13 protein-coding genes are annotated in these 17609 nt (G+C 52.7%); 3 read left to right on the top strand and 10 right to left on the bottom strand.

All coding sequences use genetic code 11. From position 1 onward, the window contains the following. Positions 1-228: 228 nt before the first annotated feature. The 7 genes from megL to H8J70_RS05855 form a co-directional block, all read right to left on the bottom strand. Entirely contained in the window at positions 229-1428 is a 1200-nt protein-coding gene (gene megL, locus H8J70_RS05885; protein WP_186502934.1) for a methionine gamma-lyase, read from the bottom strand. A gap of 388 nt (positions 1429-1816) precedes the next feature. After that, entirely contained in the window at positions 1817-2773 is a 957-nt protein-coding gene (locus tag H8J70_RS05880; RefSeq protein ID WP_246415285.1) for an MBL fold metallo-hydrolase, read from the bottom strand. Positions 2774-2970: 197 nt separating this feature from the next. Then, entirely contained in the window at positions 2971-3543 is a 573-nt protein-coding gene (pth, locus tag H8J70_RS05875) for an aminoacyl-tRNA hydrolase (protein ID WP_222433607.1), read from the bottom strand. Positions 3544-3560: 17 nt separating this feature from the next. After that, positions 3561-4526 (bottom strand): ribose-phosphate diphosphokinase, encoded by a 966-nt coding sequence (locus tag H8J70_RS05870; protein ID WP_186502931.1) that lies wholly within the window; start codon positions 4524-4526, stop codon positions 3561-3563. Positions 4527-4589: 63 nt separating this feature from the next. Beyond that, entirely contained in the window at positions 4590-5963 is a 1374-nt protein-coding gene (gene glmU / locus H8J70_RS05865; RefSeq protein WP_186502930.1) for a bifunctional UDP-N-acetylglucosamine diphosphorylase/glucosamine-1-phosphate N-acetyltransferase GlmU, read from the bottom strand. Between the two features lie 181 nt (positions 5964-6144). Then, complete coding sequence (locus H8J70_RS05860) at positions 6145-6723, bottom strand: peptidoglycan-binding protein (protein ID WP_246415284.1); 579 nt, start codon at positions 6721-6723, stop codon at positions 6145-6147. A 202-nt stretch (positions 6724-6925) separates the two neighbouring features. Next, on the bottom strand, positions 6926-8497 hold the full coding sequence (locus H8J70_RS05855) for a ClC family H(+)/Cl(-) exchange transporter (RefSeq protein ID WP_186502929.1): 1572 nt from the start codon (positions 8495-8497) through the stop codon (positions 6926-6928). Positions 8498-8811: 314 nt separating this feature from the next. Here H8J70_RS05855 and H8J70_RS05850 point away from each other — a divergent pair, with 314 nt between their 5' ends. Next, positions 8812-10059 (top strand): efflux RND transporter periplasmic adaptor subunit, encoded by a 1248-nt coding sequence (locus H8J70_RS05850; RefSeq protein WP_186502928.1) that lies wholly within the window; start codon positions 8812-8814, stop codon positions 10057-10059. 6 nt (positions 10060-10065) lie between these two features. Beyond that, a complete protein-coding gene (locus tag H8J70_RS05845) occupies positions 10066-13167 on the top strand; it encodes an efflux RND transporter permease subunit (protein WP_186502927.1) in 3102 nt (1033 codons plus the stop codon). A gap of 63 nt (positions 13168-13230) precedes the next feature. Here H8J70_RS05845 and H8J70_RS05840 read toward each other — a convergent pair whose 3' ends face one another. Together H8J70_RS05840 and H8J70_RS05835 are read right to left on the bottom strand one after the other, a co-directional pair. Further along, a complete protein-coding gene (locus H8J70_RS05840; protein WP_186502926.1) occupies positions 13231-14571 on the bottom strand; it encodes an MFS transporter in 1341 nt (446 codons plus the stop codon). 438 nt (positions 14572-15009) lie between these two features. Then, entirely contained in the window at positions 15010-15459 is a 450-nt protein-coding gene (locus H8J70_RS05835) for a flavodoxin family protein (protein WP_186502925.1), read from the bottom strand. A 189-nt stretch (positions 15460-15648) separates the two neighbouring features. Here H8J70_RS05835 and H8J70_RS05830 point away from each other — a divergent pair, with 189 nt between their 5' ends. Continuing rightward, positions 15649-16839: a M20 metallopeptidase family protein gene (locus tag H8J70_RS05830; protein ID WP_186502924.1), complete on the top strand. Its 1191-nt coding sequence runs from the start codon at positions 15649-15651 to the stop codon at positions 16837-16839. On the opposite strand, the gene H8J70_RS05825 is transcribed toward H8J70_RS05830, so the two are convergent. Beyond that, positions 16836-17498, bottom strand: coding sequence for a substrate-binding domain-containing protein (locus tag H8J70_RS05825; RefSeq protein ID WP_288201341.1), 663 nt, complete (start codon positions 17496-17498; stop codon positions 16836-16838). The genes H8J70_RS05830 and H8J70_RS05825 overlap by 4 nt on opposite strands. Between the last annotated feature and the right edge of the window lie 111 nt (positions 17499-17609).

Below are 17609 nucleotides of genomic sequence, written 5' to 3'. Positions count from 1 at the left end.
CTTTATATTTTTTCGATACGTCAACTTATGTATTTATTTTACTATATTGTATAACGACTGTATAATACATGTTTTCTCTGTATATTCATAGTTTATAACTATGAATATGCTACATAATGAAATTGCGGCTGACGAATTGTTTGCATTTTCTTTCCTCTCAGAATACACAAAGGCCACTCCCGGAGGAGCGGCCTTTGTGTTTGTATTGGCGATGGTATATATGGAGACTTATTGAATCAGGTCCAGAGCCTGTTTGAGGTCGGCAATGATATCTTCTGCATTTTCGAGACCGACAGACAGGCGAACGAGGCCTTCGCTGATGCCGGCAGCTTTCAGTTCTTCCGGCGTATACGTGGAATGCGTCATGGAGGCAGCGTGTTCGATCAGCGTTTCGGCATCGCCCAGGGATACGGCAAGGCTGCACAGCTTGACGTTATTCATGACGACGGCGCCTTCTTCTTTGCCGCCCTTCAGTTCAAAGGAAATCATGCCGCCAGGCAGGCGCATTTGTTTCTTTGCCAGTTCATACTGAGGGAAGCTCTTCAGGCCGGGATAGTACACTTTTTCTACAGCCGGATGGCCTTCGAGGAATTCAGCCACCTGCATGGCGTTAGCCGAATGCTTTTCCATGCGCAGGGCCAGGGTCTTCATGCCACGGGCGACGAGGAAGGCATCAAACGGGCTGAGGACGGATCCGGTCATATCTTTAATGCCAAAGAGGCGGACGTTATTAATATATTCCTGCGAGCCTGCGACGAAGCCGGCAATGACGTCACCATGGCCGTTGAGGTATTTCGTAGCCGAATGGACGACGACGTCGGCACCGAGGGACAAAGGCTGCTGGATGTAGGGCGAGCAGAACGTGTTATCGACGACGACCTTGATATCGCCACTTGCATGGGCAATCTTGCTGATGCCTTCAATATCGGAAATCTTCAGCGTCGGGTTGGCTGGCGTTTCCAAATAGACGACGCGTGTATTCGGTTTGATAGCCTGTTTCACAGCGTCCAGGTCCGTAATATCGACGAAGGATACATCTACGCCATAGCGGCTCAGGCCGTGGTTCAAGAGAGCAAAGGTGCAGCCATATAAGGTATCGCTGGCTACGACATGATCGCCTGCGTGAAGCAGCGTCCACAGGGCAGAAGCGATAGCGCCCATACCGGACGCAGCGGAGCAAGCAGCTTCAGCGCCTTCGAGGAGGGCTACCTTTTCTTCTACCTGCGTATCCGACGGGTTACCTAAGCGCGAATAAATATACCCTGGTTCCTTCAAGGCAAAGCGGTTGCCGCCCTGTTCAGCCGAATCAAAAATAAACGTAGACGACTGATAGATCGGATTCGTCAAGGCGCCAAATTCGTTTTTCATAGCGCCGCCGTGAATGGCCTTCGTAGCAAATCCCATCTGTTTCAGTAATTCCTTTTCCATATTACTCTCCTCCATTTCTGCGCATCATATAGAAATTAGATATATAATGCATGACATAAAAAGTAGTTGTTTTCCCTAGGATACGCTGTATCCCTTCATTGCCTACAGTGTATCACAGGCCATTCCCGTTGTATAATACATTTTTTCTCTCATTTTACATAGTATATAACTATATAAAATTTCCAGTCTGGCAAATACTGTCTCTGTTACAATCCGCCGCATACACGGACCGGCCACTGGCACATCGGGCCTGCTGCCCGGCCGGCTCCGCTGTGCCCCGCACGGATAGCATAGCCGTTCTCTTTGCATAGTATTGCAGGAAAGCAACTATTTCAGTCATAAAAAAGCAGCTCCTCCGGCGTGCGAAGGAGCTGCTTCCTGTTCGTTTCTAAATGGCGTAATAGATGTAGAGGCCGTTCTTTTCTTCCTGTTCCAAGCGGCCGTGATGGAGCAGGTATTCCACGTGCGATAAGGTTTCCCCCATGGCGAACCACTTCTGCGTCGGCGGGAATTCCGGCCATTTCTTGCCCCGCATGGACCATGTCAGGTGTGGTGCCAGTTCAAAGGCCGTCGCGCCGGGGTGATCCTTAGCTGCCTGCCAAAGCTCCTGCAGGCGGTTGGCGTGATGGGCCTTTATGGCATCTACCCGTTCTTTTAAGGCGCTGCTCGCCTTGCGGTGGCCCGGCAGGACCAAACGGGCCGGCAAATCGCGCACCTTGTCGAGGCTGTGCAGGTAGCACGCCAAGGCGTCCGGCAGGTTCTGCCAGCGCTGGATATTCGGCGTAATATCAAAGAGGACGTGGTCGCTCGAAACGAGCAGTCCTTCTTTGGGCAGCCAGAGGCAGGACAGGCCCTTCGTGTGGCCCGGCGTATGGATCACCTGGAAATCCACGCCGGCCAAGGTGACGACATCGCCGTCGCCTACGGGATGAATGGAAAAGCTCGGGTCCGGCGAAAACTTGCGGGCCTGGTTGGAAAATTGCTTTTCAATATCCTCCGGCGGCATGCCTTCCTTCATAAAAAGCTGTTCTGTATACTTCCACGTCCGTCCATCTAAGGCCGAATCGACGAGGTATTGATAGTCGTCGCCGTTCATGTAGACCTGGCAACCCTGGCCTGCGAAATCGCCGACGAGGCCTGTATGGTCAGCGTGCAAATGGGTCAAAAACAAATCGGTCCGCGCCAGGTCGACCTGCAACTGGGAAAGACCGGAAAAGAGGGCTTCCCGGCATTCTTCCCGGTTAAAGCCCGTGTCGATGACGAGCCAGCGGTCGCTGCCGCACACGACATAGGAATTCAAGTACCGCAGGGGGTTATCCGGCAAGGGTACTTCTATTCGATACATAAGGGGAGAGTCCCACATTTTTTCAATCACAGTACGCGCTCCTTCCAATACATACCTGTGCAGACAGAAGCTGCACGTAACTAGTATACACGCAGATGCAGCCAGCGTCCAGGTACGGCAAAAAACCTCCCCGCCGGGGCTGTCCGGCAGAGAGGTTTTTATAACATATATTTATATCATATTCTATATTGTAGTGTTTACTCGCTACGTTTTTTCTTATGCGGATTGAAACGGTTCATCCCTACATCTACACCTAGCTTTAAACAGCCTACAATGGCGTCTGCCGCGTCTTTAATCCCCTTTTCATAGTCGGGTACCAGCTCCGGCGGAAAAGGCGTTAAAACGTGATCTATGACGTCGTGGTGTGGCAAGGGCCGGCCAATCCCTACGCGGAAGCGGATGAATTGGTCGCAGCCATTGGCCAGGAGGCTCTTGATGCCGTTATGGCCACCGGCGCTGCCGTTCGTACGGATACGCAGACGGCCTACGGGCAGATCCATATCGTCGTAAATGACATAGACGTTTTGCTGGTCCAGCTTGTACCAGCGCATGAGCGGGCCTACAGACTGGCCGCTGTTGTTCATAAACGTCTGCGGTTTGACGAGGAGCACCGTTTCCCCATCGATGACGGTCTGGGCCACGAGGGCGTCCATGCGTTTCTGCCAGACCGTTACGTTGTACCGTTCTGCCAGTTCGTCGACGACGAGAAAGCCCGTATTATGTTTTGATTTTTCGTATTCCCGGCCCGGGTTGCCCAGGCCTACTATCATATGCACGACGGTCCCTATTATTTATCGAAGAGACGGCTGACGGACACATCATGGAAGATGCGCATGATGGCTTCGCCCAGGAGCGGTGCAACGGAAAGGACGCGGATCTTGTCGATCTTCTTTTCTTCCGGCAAGGGAATCGTATTGGTAATGATCAGTTCGCTGATGACGGAATTTTTGATGCGTTCTACAGCGGGATCGGTCAATACTGCGTGGGCACAGGCTGCATAGACGCGTTCAGCGCCCATTTCCTTGAGGGCCTTAGCACCGCCGCAGAGAGAGCCGGCTGTATCGACAATATCGTCGACGAGGATACAGGTCTTGCCTTTAATATCGCCAATGACGTTCATGACTTCCGCTACGCCCGGACGGGGACGGCGTTTTTCGATGATGGCAATCGGTGCATTGACGCGGTCAGCCAGATCGCGGGCACGCGTTACGCCACCGAGGTCAGGCGAAACGACGACGATGTCGCCCATGTCGTTGGCAGCCTGTTTCTGGTTAATATATTTAGCAATGATAGCAGCCGAGCCGAGGTGATCTACAGGGATATCGAAGAAGCCCTGAATCTGGCCGGCGTGCAGGTCCATGGTAACGACGCGGGTAATGCCGGCTGTCGTCATCAGGTCAGCTACTAATTTAGAAGTAATCGGTTCACGGCCGCGTGTCTTGCGGTCCTGGCGGGCATAGCCATAGTACGGTACGACTGCTGTAATGTGGCGTGCAGACGCGCGTTTCAGCGCATCGGCCATAATCAGCAATTCCATCAGCGTGTCATTGGCAGGCTGACAGGTCGGCTGAATTACAAATACATCTTTGCCTCGAACGCTTTCGTCGATCATAACCTGGATTTCACCGTTGTTGAACTTGCCGACAAACCCTTTGCCCAATTCCAGGCCAAGGTAATCAGCAATTTCTTTCGCCAGCTCAGGGTTGGCATTGCCTGTAAAAATTTTCAGCTTTTTCCCGTCTTCGTAACTCATTGTGAGCCTCCTAATTGAATATTGATATAACAACAGTAATGGAAAAACAATAAAATTTACTGGTTATTTCTTATATGTATCGTCTTTGACCCAGCCTTCGATATTGCGCTGTTTGGCGCGACCGACAGCCAGGGCCTTGGCGGGTACATCTTTCGTAATGGTAGAACCGGCACCGACATAGGCATACTCGCCAATGGCCACCGGCGCTACGAGGTTGCTGTTGCAGCCGACAAAGGCATGATCGCCAATAACCGTGCGGTGCTTTATCTTGCCGTCGTAATTGACAGTGATCGTACCACAGCCGATATTAACGCCGCTGCCGACGTCGCTGTCACCAATATAACTGAGATGCGGCAATTTTGTGCCGTCGCCAACGTGGGAGTTTTTCACTTCCATGTAGTTACCCACTTTTACGTGGTTGCCAATGACCGTACCGGGACGGAAATGGACGAACGGGCCGACTTCGCAGCCATCCTTGATTTCACAATCGTGGGCATAGGTAAACTGCAAATGGTCGTCATTGCCCATGTGGACATTGGTCATGCGGACGTACGGCCCGATCTGGCAGTTTTCGCCAATGACCGTCTGCCCTTCGAGGATCGTTCCCGGATAGAGCACCGTATCGCGGCCGATGACGACCGTCGTATCGACATAGGTGTTGGCAGGATCGATGATAGAGACTCCAGCGGCCATCAATTCTACCAGTTTGCGCTGGCGCAGTACCTTTTCGGCTTCAGCCAGCTGCAGGCGCGAGTTTACGCCCAGTGTTTCCTGATATGCGGGGACAGCATAGGCGCTGACCACCTTACCGGCAGCGACGAGCATGCCGATAATATCCGTCAAATAATATTCGCCCTGCGCATTGTCATTGCTGATCTGATGCAGCATGGGCCATAACAGGGATAAATCAAAGCAGTAAATACCGGCATTGACTTCGTCGACAGCCAATTCTTCCGGCGTGCCATCCTTCTGTTCGACAATCTTCACGACCTGGCCTGCTTCGTTGCGGATGATGCGGCCATAGCCCGTCGGGTCCGGCATATGGGCCGTCAAAATCGTCGCCGCAGCGCCACTTTCTGCATGACAGGCAAATAAGCCGTCAAAGGTTTCCTTGGTTACAAGAGGCGTATCGCCACAGGTTACGAGGAGCGTGCCTGTCGCGCCGGCCAGCAGCGGTTCGGCCTGCAATACGGCGTGACCCGTTCCCAGCTGTTCTGCCTGCAAAACTGTTTCTGCTTCATTGCCCAGATATGCCTGTACATCTTCCCCGCCGAAACCGACAACGACAATCTGCCGCTGTGTCCCCGCAGCTTTTACGGTACGCAGGACCTGTTCTACCATCGGCACGCCGCCGACTTTATGCAGAACCTTCGGGAGCTTGGATTTCATCCGCGTTCCTTTGCCTGCTGCCAATATAAGTGCAATCGTGTCTTCCATTCAGCATTTGCCTCCCTGGTATGAAATAACTTTATCACGTCTCTTAAGAATAACACAAATGACTTGCAAAATACATAGTAATTTTACAAAAAGTTACGGCAAATTGAGAAAGCTAAATATGCCGCAAAGGGATAGAAAAAAGGAGAGGCCTTTGCCTCTCCCCACACATGCTATATGTTGCTTACAAAATATGGACGACGACACTGCGTCTGCCAAAATTCAAGGCTTCATTCCGGTCATCCATACCCAGGTCGATGCGGTCGCCTACAATGGCGCCACCTGTATCATCCGCTACGGCTTCGCCGTACCCTTCAATGTATAAACGGGTGCCCAACGGAATGACATTCGGATCGACCGATACGAGACCGCGGGTCAGGCGATGACCGCCGGCAGTATAGCCGCTGTTACCCGGATCGTCGGCTGTGTAAGCCGTTGCTTCCATAACAAGGCTGCGCTGGTAACCGCTGTCTTCAGCCGGCGCCTGCTGGCCGCTGGCATTCGAAAGGGCCTGCATGGTCTGCGAACCGACAACACCGTCAGCATCTAAGCCATGATCTGCTTGAAAGCGTCGCACAGCAGTTTGTGTACCACTGCCAAACACACCATCGGCTCCATCTGATAAATATCCTGTAGCAATGAGCATATATTGTACGCGCTGAACAGCAGAGCCGGTCATTCCCATTTCAACCTTTGCGGATGCAATCGATGAAAATACTAATACAAACAATACGGTCAGTAAAATCACGATTCGTTTATTCAAAAAACCACCTCTTCGCTAATATCAAAAAAACACATCGACAAGATTATAGCAAAAATCATTTCGGAAGTCAAAAAAATGTATCTTTATGAGTATATTTTCGCTATTTTACTCTCTATTCTCATTGATATTGGAACAGGTAATCCGTGTATTTTCAACACTTATATTGCAGTTTTTTAGTATCTGGTACTATTTTAAATAATTATTATGCATTTTCCCTTTCTACGAGGTTTCGCGTCGCTTCGGCCGATTCTATTGAATCGGTCAATACATAAATGTAATCGCCGGCGCACAAACGGGTGTGATAATCGGGTACAATGTCTTCCGTACCGCGCTTAATATCAACTAATGCTACGTGGTCCGGCCATTCAATCCGGCCGATATATTTCCCGTCTACAGGGCTGCCACTGCCGACGGTAAACTCCAATACGTTGCGCCGTTGGGACGAAGGAAGCGGTCCATGTCTCTTGGCAAGAGACAGCTTAAGCAGTGTATCATAAATGGGCTGTCCGCCCAGCAATTGGGCTGTAACGAGAGCAATCATAGAGGCCGTACAAAGGACCAGCAAGTGTTCGTACGACCCGGTCATTTCCATGATCAGGATCGTCCCCGTAACGGGCGCGTGGACAGAAGCGGCAAAAAAGGCGGCCATCGAAATGACAACGATATTCGATAAATAATAGTCCGGAATGACGCCGGTCTGGACGAGGACGATGCCGACGCTGCCACCGCACAAGGCGCCTAACACCAGCATGGGCAGGAAGAAGCCGCCCGGCGTGCCGCAGCCATAGCTGATGAGCGTAAAGAGGAATTTCCCCACGAGGAGCGTGAGAAATAAAGTTAAAGATAAAGGTAACTTATACAAACTATTGATCAAGTCGTTGCCGCCGCCCAAAACCTGAGGGAATACATAGCCTAAAATGCCGGCGACGACCAAGGCAAAGCCGATGCGCATGAAATCATTGCGAAATACAGGCAGGTTGTAAAAATGGCGCACATTGATGAGGCCCTTGTTAAAAATGCAGCCGCCAATACCGATGACTACGCCCAGGACGACAGCCAGCCACATGTAACGCAAGGGAAAGGGCGGCAGGCCGCCGAAATGAAAGATCGGTTCCCGGCCAAAGACGAGACGGCAGGTCATGGTAGATACAAGAGCTGCTGCCATGGCCGGCGCCAAGACGACGCTGGAAAAATTACGGTGCAGCTCTTCCAAGGCGAAAATCGCCCCGGCTAAAGGCGCATTAAAGGCTGCTGCCAGGCCGGCACTGGCACCGGCTGTGATCAAATAGCGTTCTTCCATGCGCGTCCGCCCCAAGGCCCGGCTCATGCCCTGCGCCGTCATGGCACCGAGCTGGATTGACGGTCCTTCGCGGCCTAAGGAAAGGCCGAAGCCGATGCCGAGAATGCCACCGACGAGCTTGACCCAGATAATGCGCAGCCAGCGCAGGCGGATGACCCCCAGGATAATCCCTTTGACCTGGGGAATGCCGCTCCCGGAGGCTTCCGGTTCGATCTTTTTCAGCCACGCCAACAGAGCCGCCACAGCCAGAAGCAATAAAAACCACAGGCCGTTTTCTACAGGCCCTGCAGCCACTAAGATTGTATATATATATTCTCTCAGCTGTGTCCCTGCATCGAGGGTCCAGCGAAAGAAGCTGATGATAATACCGCTTAATAAGCCAACCCAGGCGCCTTCCGCAAAGAGGCGGAGACGAAAGCGGGGCCAATGGTTCAGATTCCGGATAACCGGTATAATATCCAGTTTTACCTGCATGCTATAACCTCCCTGTACAATGTCTACAGTATATCATAGAACAGGAGGCCATTGGAAAAAAAATTTTGCCACAGAGGCACAAAACAGGCGGCCTAAAAGATAAATATATTCACTAGCTGCACGGAAAAAATTTACATACAGCCCGGCCCGTACCGTGCTATAATAGACTGCATGAACAGACGGCTTTATCTGTCTTTTCCAAAGCTATATAATAGTATATATATTATATACACTATATGCGTTTTCAAATAACCGGTGTAGCTGTAAGAAAACAGAACCGTCAGGCACCGGCCCATCACCTCTGGAGGATTCCTATGAAAGATACTAAATGGCTTGCCTTACTGCACAGCCGGCGCGGCAAACTACTGGCCTTTGCCTGTATCCTGCTCCTGGCCTGTATCGGCATCTACGCCCTGAGCCATTCGAATACGGCCAAAAAAGGCGCCCAGGCCACGACCGATGCGGCCGTCCAGGCCTATACGTTAGAACGCAAGGATATGTACCGTCACGTGTCTATGTCCGGCGAGACTGTGCCTATCGCCCAAGTCGATTTGTCCACAAAATATGCCGGCAAAATCGCCTCCGTCGACGTGCAGCTCGGTGACTACGTCGAACCGGGCCAGGTCCTGTTGACGCAGGATCCGACCGATACGAGCCTGACGCTGCAGCAGGACCAGGCAGCGCTCCAGCAGGCCCAAGCCGAATCGACAGCGGCTGAAGCCCAATTTTCTTCAGATCTGCAAAAGGCCCGCATCGATTACGAAACGGCCAAGATGAACTACAACCGCTATGTCATCCTGAAATCGGAAGGGGCCATTTCCCAGAAGGATCTCGATACGGTATACCAAGCGCTCATTGTTGCACAATCAACATTGCAAAACTTGGAATCACAAAACCTCGGTGACATACCGGCTACCATTGCCGCCAAACAGGCCGCCCAGGCCAAAGCCGGCTACGTCGTAGACAGCCTGTCCCAGCAGCTGGGCGACCTGACCATCCGCGCGCCCCGGGCCGGTGTCATCAGTTATCGTAATGCAGAAGTAGGCGCCATGGTACCGGCCAACACGAAGGTCCTCACCGTAACCGATACGAGCGGCATCTACATCGACTGTCCCCTGTCGGAAACGGACGTGGCCGCCATCCACATGGGCATGGACGTAACCGTTTCCATCGAATCCCTGGCCCAGACCTACGCCGGCGTCATTACCTACGTCAGCCCAGCGATGGATCCGACGACCAAGACCTACATGGTCCGCATCACCCTGACCCAGCCCGACGGCGCCCTGCGGGGCGGCATGTTCGCCCAATCGGGTGTCGACGTCCTGCAGCGGGCGCAAACGCTCTACGTCCCCAAAGACGCCCTCCTCGAACTGAACGGCGTAAGCAGCGCCTATGTCATCCTGCCGGACAATACGATCCAAATCCGCCAGGTAAAGACAGGCCTGCGTAACGACGCCTACGTCGAAATCCTAGACGGCCTCTCCGTCGGTGACCGCATTGCCGTCACCAACACGGCCCGCCTGAAGGACGGCTCCCACGTAACCATAGAAAAGGAGACGTGATGCGCCGTGAATCTCACTAAATATTCTATCGATCACCCCATTGGCATCTGCATGGTCGTGGCCTTCTTCGTCGTCTTAGGCCTCTTCAGCTTCTACCGCATTGGCGTAGAGCTCCTGCCGTCCCTCAACACGCCGTACGTCACCGTAACCGTCAGCTATCCCGGTGCCAACGCCGATTCCGTAGAGCAGCAGGTCGTAAAACCTATTGAAGACGCCCTGTCGTCCGTCTCTAACGTCAAGCACATGAACTCCACGGCTTCCTACGGCCAGGCCCGCATTACGCTGGAGCTGGATTTCTCGGCCAACGCTGACGCCGCCGCCATCGACGCGACGAAAAAGGTCAACGCCATCCGCGGCAAGCTCCCCGACGGCATTGACGAGCCCGTCGTCATCAAGCGCGATATTAACGCGACGCCTATCATGTTCGTCGCCGTCCAATCGAACAAATCCTTAGACGACATCTATTCCAAAACAGAAAACGACTTTGAAAACGTCATCCAGCAGGCCGACGGCGTTTCGGAAATCGAACTTAACGGCGGCCGCGACAAGGAAATTGCCGTCGAAGTCGATAAGAATAAACTCGTCCACTACGATATGACCCTGGCCGAAATCGTCAGCGCCATCAAGGCCGAAAACGTCCTCATGCCGTCCGGCTCAGTCTATACGGATTCGACGACGACAGACGTGCGCGTCAAAGCCCAGTTCATCAGCGAGGACGAGCTGGAAAAAATCCAGGTCACCAATATCAAAGGCGCCAAGATTCCTCTCACGGCCGTCGCGACGATCCGCCGCAAGGACCAGCGCGTCACGCGCTACGCCCGCATCAATGGTAGCGACGCCGTCATCATGGCCATCTACAAAAACAGCGACGCCAACGTCGTCTCCACCGTCGACAATGTCATGCAAAAGCTAGACAGCCTGCGGGCGGACAACCCGGACTATACCTTTACGGTGACCAACGAAGCGGCGTCATACATCCGCAACTCCCTGCACAATACGCTGCAGACCCTCATTGAAGGCCTCTTTACGACGGGCCTGGTTCTCTTCTTCTTCCTGCGTGGCTGGCGCTCGACCTTGGCCGTCATGATCGCCATACCGACGTCCCTCATTTCGACGTTCTTCGTTATGTACCTGGCAGGCTTTACGTTCAACATGATGTCCCTCATGGGCATGGCCCTGTGCGTAGGCATCCTCGTCGACGACTCCATCGTCGTCCTGGAAAATATTCACCGCCATCTCATGCAAGGCGAGTCACCGCACGACGCCGCCCTGAACGGACGTATGGAAATCGGCATGGCCGCCATTGCCATTACGCTCTGCGACGTCGTCGTCTTCATGCCCATTGCCTTCATGACCGGCATGGTCGGCCAGTACTTCAAGCAGTTCGGCCTGACCATCGTCTTTGCCACGCTCTTTTCCCTCTTTGTCTCCTTTACGCTGACCCCCATGCTGGCATCGCGTTTCTTTAAAAAAGGCCTGGCCGTACAATCTCAGCGACCCCTATGGAAAAAAATGGACCACATCGAGGACTGGGCCCGCACGCACTACGTACAGCTCCTGACGTGGACCCTGGATCACAGCAAAAAGGTAGTCCTCGCAGTCCTGGCCGTCTTCATCGCCGCCGTCGCCCTCGTGCCGGCCGGTCTCGTCGGCTCGGAATTCATGCCCCAGACCGATGAATCGGGCTTTCGCATTACCGTCCAGCTGCCGACCAATGCCAACCTGGAACGGACCGACGCCGTGACAAAGCAGCTGGAAACGTACTTATCGACCATTCCCGAAGTAACCTACTGTACAGCCATGATCGGCGGCCGCCAAAGCAACGAAGCGAGCATTCAGGTGACGCTCAAAAACCGCCTCGACCGGTCCCGCTCGATTTGGCAGATCACCAACCAGGTCCGCGCCTTTGCAGCCGACCACATTTGGGACGGTACAATCCGCGTCCAGGAAAACCAGGCCTCTGTCTCCGGCGTTTCCGGCGGCTTTGGCCGCGGCTCCGGCAACCTGCGCTTAGAGCTGCGCGGCAAGAACAACGACGACCTCGTCGCCAAATCCCATGAAATCGAAGACATCATGAAAAACGACGTCGCCGGCCTGCGCGACATCAGCAGCTCCTATGAAGAAGGCATGCCCGAATACCGCCTCGTCGTAGACCGGGAAAAGCTCAAACACTACGGCACATCCATTGGTGACCTGAACAACACCTTTGCCAACGCGATTAGCGGCCAAAAGGCCGGCGTCCTGGCGAACGACGTGAAAAATGACAACAACGATACGGACATTTACGTACGCCTCAAGGGCTCTGACGGCTACCGCATTTCCGATTTGGAAACGATTCCTTTGAGCGCCAACGGCCATATCATCTACCTCTCCGACGTAGCGACAGTCAAAGCCGAAACGGGACCGGTCACGATCCGCCGGACCGATAAGGAACGGAGTATTACCCTGGGCAGCACCCTCGATAACCGGCCTCTGAACGAAGCCATGAAGGATCTGAGCCAGCGCCTGGACAAGCTGGACCTAAACGGCATTACGTACCGCTTCACCGGCCAGGCCGATCAGATGAGCGATACCTTCCGCGATTTAGGCTTAGCCCTGGTCCTCTCTCTGATTCTTATCTATATGATCCTGGCCATCCTGTACGAATCGGTAAAGACGCCCTTTATCCGCATGTTTTCCCTGCCCCTGGGCCTCATTGGCTCCCTCTTTCTCCTCTTCCTGACGAACCAGTCCCTAAACCTCTATTCCCTCATCGGCATTCTGGTCATGGACGGCCTCGTCGCCAAGAACGGCACCCTCCTTTTGGATTACACCCTGACCCTCATGGAACAGGGCCTGCCACCGCGGCAAGCCATTATCGAAGCAGGCCGCGTCCGCCTGCGGCCGATTTTCATGACGACCCTCACCATGGTCGTAGGCATGCTGCCTACAGCCCTCTCCCTCTCGGCCGGTTCGGAAACGCGTTCCAGTATGGCCGTCGTCGTCATTGGTGGTCTCCTCACGTCGACAGTCTTTACGCTGCTCATTATCCCCATTATTTTCCTCTTCTTTGAAAACCACAAAGTAGCCCATATAGTGTACCAAAAGCTGGTCCACGTATTTCACTGAGAAAAAAGGCACTGTATACCAAAATCCGGTATCAGTGCCTTTTCCTATATATCTTTATATATGTTATTTTGCTTCTTCTGTCGTTGTTTCTTTCGCAATCGGTTCAATCATAGACACGACGAGGAAGAAGGCTGCCAGAGAAATACCTGCCAGGAAAATAAATACGGAATCCCAGCTGAACGTATCCAGAATAACCCCGACGATAAAGGGAGCAAATGCACCGCCTAAGGAGCCGGCTGTGTTGACGATGGACGCTGCAAAGGGACATTTTTCCTTCGTTGTAATGCCCATGGGATAGGCCAGGAACATGGAATAGCCGAAGTTAAGGAAAATACCTGCCGTAAGGAGCAAGAGTCCTAACGCAGTCGGGTCGCTCGGTGCATACAAAAGGGCATACATGAGGACGACCGTGCTGGCTGTTGTAACGAGCATAGTCGGTTTACGCCGGCTGCCAAAGAGCTTATCCGACGCCATACCGCCAAGGAGGTTGCCAATGACGGCGCCAACCCAGGGAGCAGAGGCGACAAGCCCGACTTTGATGATGGAAAAATGCTTAACGTGAACGAGGTATGTGGGAATCCAGGTCATAATCGTATATGTAATACCGACGAGGAGGAAGTACCCAAGGGCGCAAGCCCAGACGTTCCACGAGCGCAGCACCTGCATATTCGTCGCCAAAGGTGTGACAACACGCGTACGGATCAATTTATCCAGGGTCGTATGTGTATTTCTCTGGACGGGCACGTTCTTGTCTTTGACTGCCGGTGTACCTGCATCGGCCTGATTGATATACTCCAGTTCAGCTTCATTGACAAAACGGCTGTCTTTCGGATTATCCTTGACCAGGAACCACCAAAGGATTGCAAAGAACGTACCGGGAATAGCGAAAATGTAAAATACTTCCCGCCAACCATACATCATGATGATCCAAGCACAGACAGGCGGTACAAAGGCCGGGGCAAATTTGATGGAAGCCATGAAGACACCTGTTGCGATTCCCTTTTCCTTCGTCGGGAACCAGCGGTTAATCGTCGTCAGGGAACCAATATTGATCGGCCCTTCAGCAAAACCCAGGATAGCCCGGGCAGCTTTCAGATGGGCTGCCGAGTTGGAAAGACCCATGATAAATGTGGCAATAGACGTCAGGATGACAGCGCCGGAAAAAATGTGACGCACGCCCCGTTTACCATATAAATGGCCCGACGGAATCTGGACAATGGCATAGGCCACATAGAAGAAAGCCGCCATAGCGCCAATGTCCGTATTACTCATTTGAAAGCTTTCTTTGATATACGGTACCACCATGCCGATATTGGACCGGTCGGCGCCGGCGATCATATAGATAAAAAAGATTAATCCTAGTACAAACCATCGGAAACCTATTTTCTTTTTTAGATTACCCATCTTTTATTCCTCCAATATATAGTTTGTCCTCGCAGTGCTGCCTGAAGCGGCATTCCCTGCCAGCGCGCAGCCACGCGGCAAGCCGTATTGAGTATGTGTATTTTCGATACGTATCTTACGAAAACATCATACCATTATCAAAATTAAAATAAAAATGAATATCCTTTTGACAAATTATATATTAGGTGAATAATTCAACATAGACATATGGAATCCTGCAAATACGCTGGAATACGTAAAGAAACCAGGACCTTTTCTGCTTATTTTTTTCCCATTCGTCATAAAAAGCAGAATTTCTAACCTTTTTCCTTTCTTTTGTATGAGTAAAATGAATTTATGTTGTGTTTTTTACGCAAAAAAAAGACTCCGGGCACTGATAGTCCAGAGTCTTTATCTATGGCAGGATATATATTGGGGAGGCGTACACCTTGAAGGCATTCAAGCGACGACTTCAATGCGGCGGAGCGTATTTTCGGCAAAATCCTGGGCATCGCTCAGACGGAGATCTTCATTATCCCGGATCGGTTCCTTGGCGTGGCTGCCATCGGTGCAGGTGACGTACGTCCCATCGACCCGCGTCTGCGGCGGCAAGGATTCAATCATATTGCGCAAGGTTTTCGATACATTATCAGAGAAGACATCGTCATGAACCGTTGCAAAGATGACGATGTGCTCATTTTCCAGCGTCTTCAAGACAGCCTGGGCTTCCGGATCCGGACCGCGCCGGTCTTCCCAAAGGCCAAAGAACACGCAGTCATAGTCCTTTATATTCGCCGGCATTTCGTTCAGAGGCAGGCACGGCGTACCTTGCGGCAATCCGGCTGCAATGGCTTCGGCAATCTTGCGGGTACGTCCGGTTTGCGAGGAATAAATGACGATAGATTTCATATGAATCGCTCCTTTCATAGGATTCTCTTTTTTTCTACCTAAACTATACTGTTATTGTATCATTTAGTCTGTTGCGAATGCAACAGTATTGAAAAATTTTCTCATCATGTATTCTGTGTTGACATGTATCTTTTATCCGTCTATGCTTAACATATATCTAACCTAACGTGACCCCAAGGAGGCCTGCTCATGAAACCGTATCAGCCTGATTTTTCCATAGAAAAAGCTGTCCAACAGGAATTACCTTATATGATGACTATGCGTGAACACTTCCACGCCCATCCCGAATTAAGCGGCAAAGAGTATCACACGTGCCAGCGCATTGTAGAAGAACTGCATAAGGCCGGTATTGAAGACGTGCGCACCATTGCCGAAACAGGCGTAACGGGCCTCATCCGCGGTGCCCTGCCCGGTCCGGTTTTGCTCCTGCGCGCCGATATTGATGCCCTGCCCCTGACGGAACAATACCAGTGCCCGTACAGCTCGCAAACGCCGGGTGTCATGCACGCCTGCGGCCACGACGGCCACGCAGCCAATCTCCTCGGCGTCGCCCGCATCCTCCAGGCCCACAGAAACTGCCTGCGCGGCACGATCCGCCTGGCCTTCCAGCCGGCAGAAGAAGGCGACGGCGGCGCAGCCCGCATGATCAAAGAAGGCATCCTGACCCAGCCTACGGTGGATTACGCCTTAGGCCTGCACGTAGCCGGCAGCATGCCCCAAGGCTACATCGGCCTGCGCCACGGCGACTGCTCGGCATCGTGTGATGATTTCACCATTACCATTCACGGCAAGGGCGGCCACGGCTCGCGGCCCAGCGACTGCGTCAGCCCCATCCAGATGGGCGTTTCCATCATTTCCCAAATCCAGGACTACGTCTACCACCGCCGTGCCGATGGCGACGGCGTCGTCCTCACCTTCGGCCAGTTCCAGGCAGGCCACAATCCCAACGTCATCCCTGACGATGCCGAACTGAAGGGTACACTGCGCACGTACGACGAAACGAAACGCCACGAAATTCTCCATACATTAGAAGAAATCCTGGCCTCTACTGCTGCCATCTACGGCGGCACGTGCCACTTAGACGTAGTCCCCTTTGCACTGGTCTGCCAAAACGACCCGGCCGTCACACAACACGTAGAAGATATCCTGCACGATACCTGCGGCCAGCGCATAAAAATCGTCCCCATCGAGCGGGGCTCGGGCTCAGAAGACTTTGCCTACTTCAGCGCCGCCGTACCGGCGTGCTTCTATTACGTCGGCGTCTACGATGAAGACCCTGTATACGGCCACAACCCGGAATTCCACTGGTCTAGCAAGGCCCTGGCCTATATGGCCGACAGCCTGCTGCACGTCGTCTATTATTTTGCCGACAAGGTCTAGTGCGCTTCTTCAGGAAGCGTCCTCTGATTCCAGGTCTTCGCCAGATCCTGCAAATACGGGCGAAGTATATCCAGTATGCGGGCTGCATGCCGGGTCGGATGCAAATGAGTCACTAAATAGCAATGACGTGCCGGCGGCGGCGTGGACAGCTGTTGAATGCAATAGTTGCCCGTCGCCGCCATTCTGCGCGCCAGAGAAACCTGCAGGATTGTCCACTGACCGGGCTTATTCAGCAAGAGAGGAATGAGGTTGGCATTATCGAGACTGACGTAGCTGTTGCGCGCTGCAGGCCACCATTCGTCGTGCCAATCCTGAAAGCGGATGCCATTGTAGTTGTACACTTCATTTTCCGGCCGCAGCTCCTGCGGCGTACAGACAGGGCCGCTCAAGAGAGTGCCCTTAGGCCGCACGACCACCATGGGCTCGCTGAACCACGGTTCTACATGAACGTTAGGATATTCCCGGGCAAAGAGAGTAAAGCCCAAATCGGCTTCATGCTGCTCGACGAGGTCGTAAATATCCTGGGAATGGGACGTGAAGATGCGCAAATGGAGATTGCTAATGTGCTCATGCAAAAAATCGGAAATATCCGGTATAGCCTGCATGTTGAGACTGCTCAGGGAAGCAATAGAAAAGACAGACCGTTTGTATTCTGATATGCTCCCTTCTAGGTAGACATGAGAAATAATAAAATCTCACTCTACTTGGAAGGGAGCATTTATTATGCATAGAACTAAGGTTTGTGCAGAAGAAAAACTACATACGGTGCT

Source organism: Megasphaera hominis, from assembly GCF_014269395.1.
GTDB lineage: Bacteria > Bacillota > Negativicutes > Veillonellales > Megasphaeraceae > Megasphaera > Megasphaera hominis.
The sequence above is the reverse complement of the archived record's forward strand: the minus strand, read 5'-3'. Positions and strand labels throughout refer to the sequence as shown.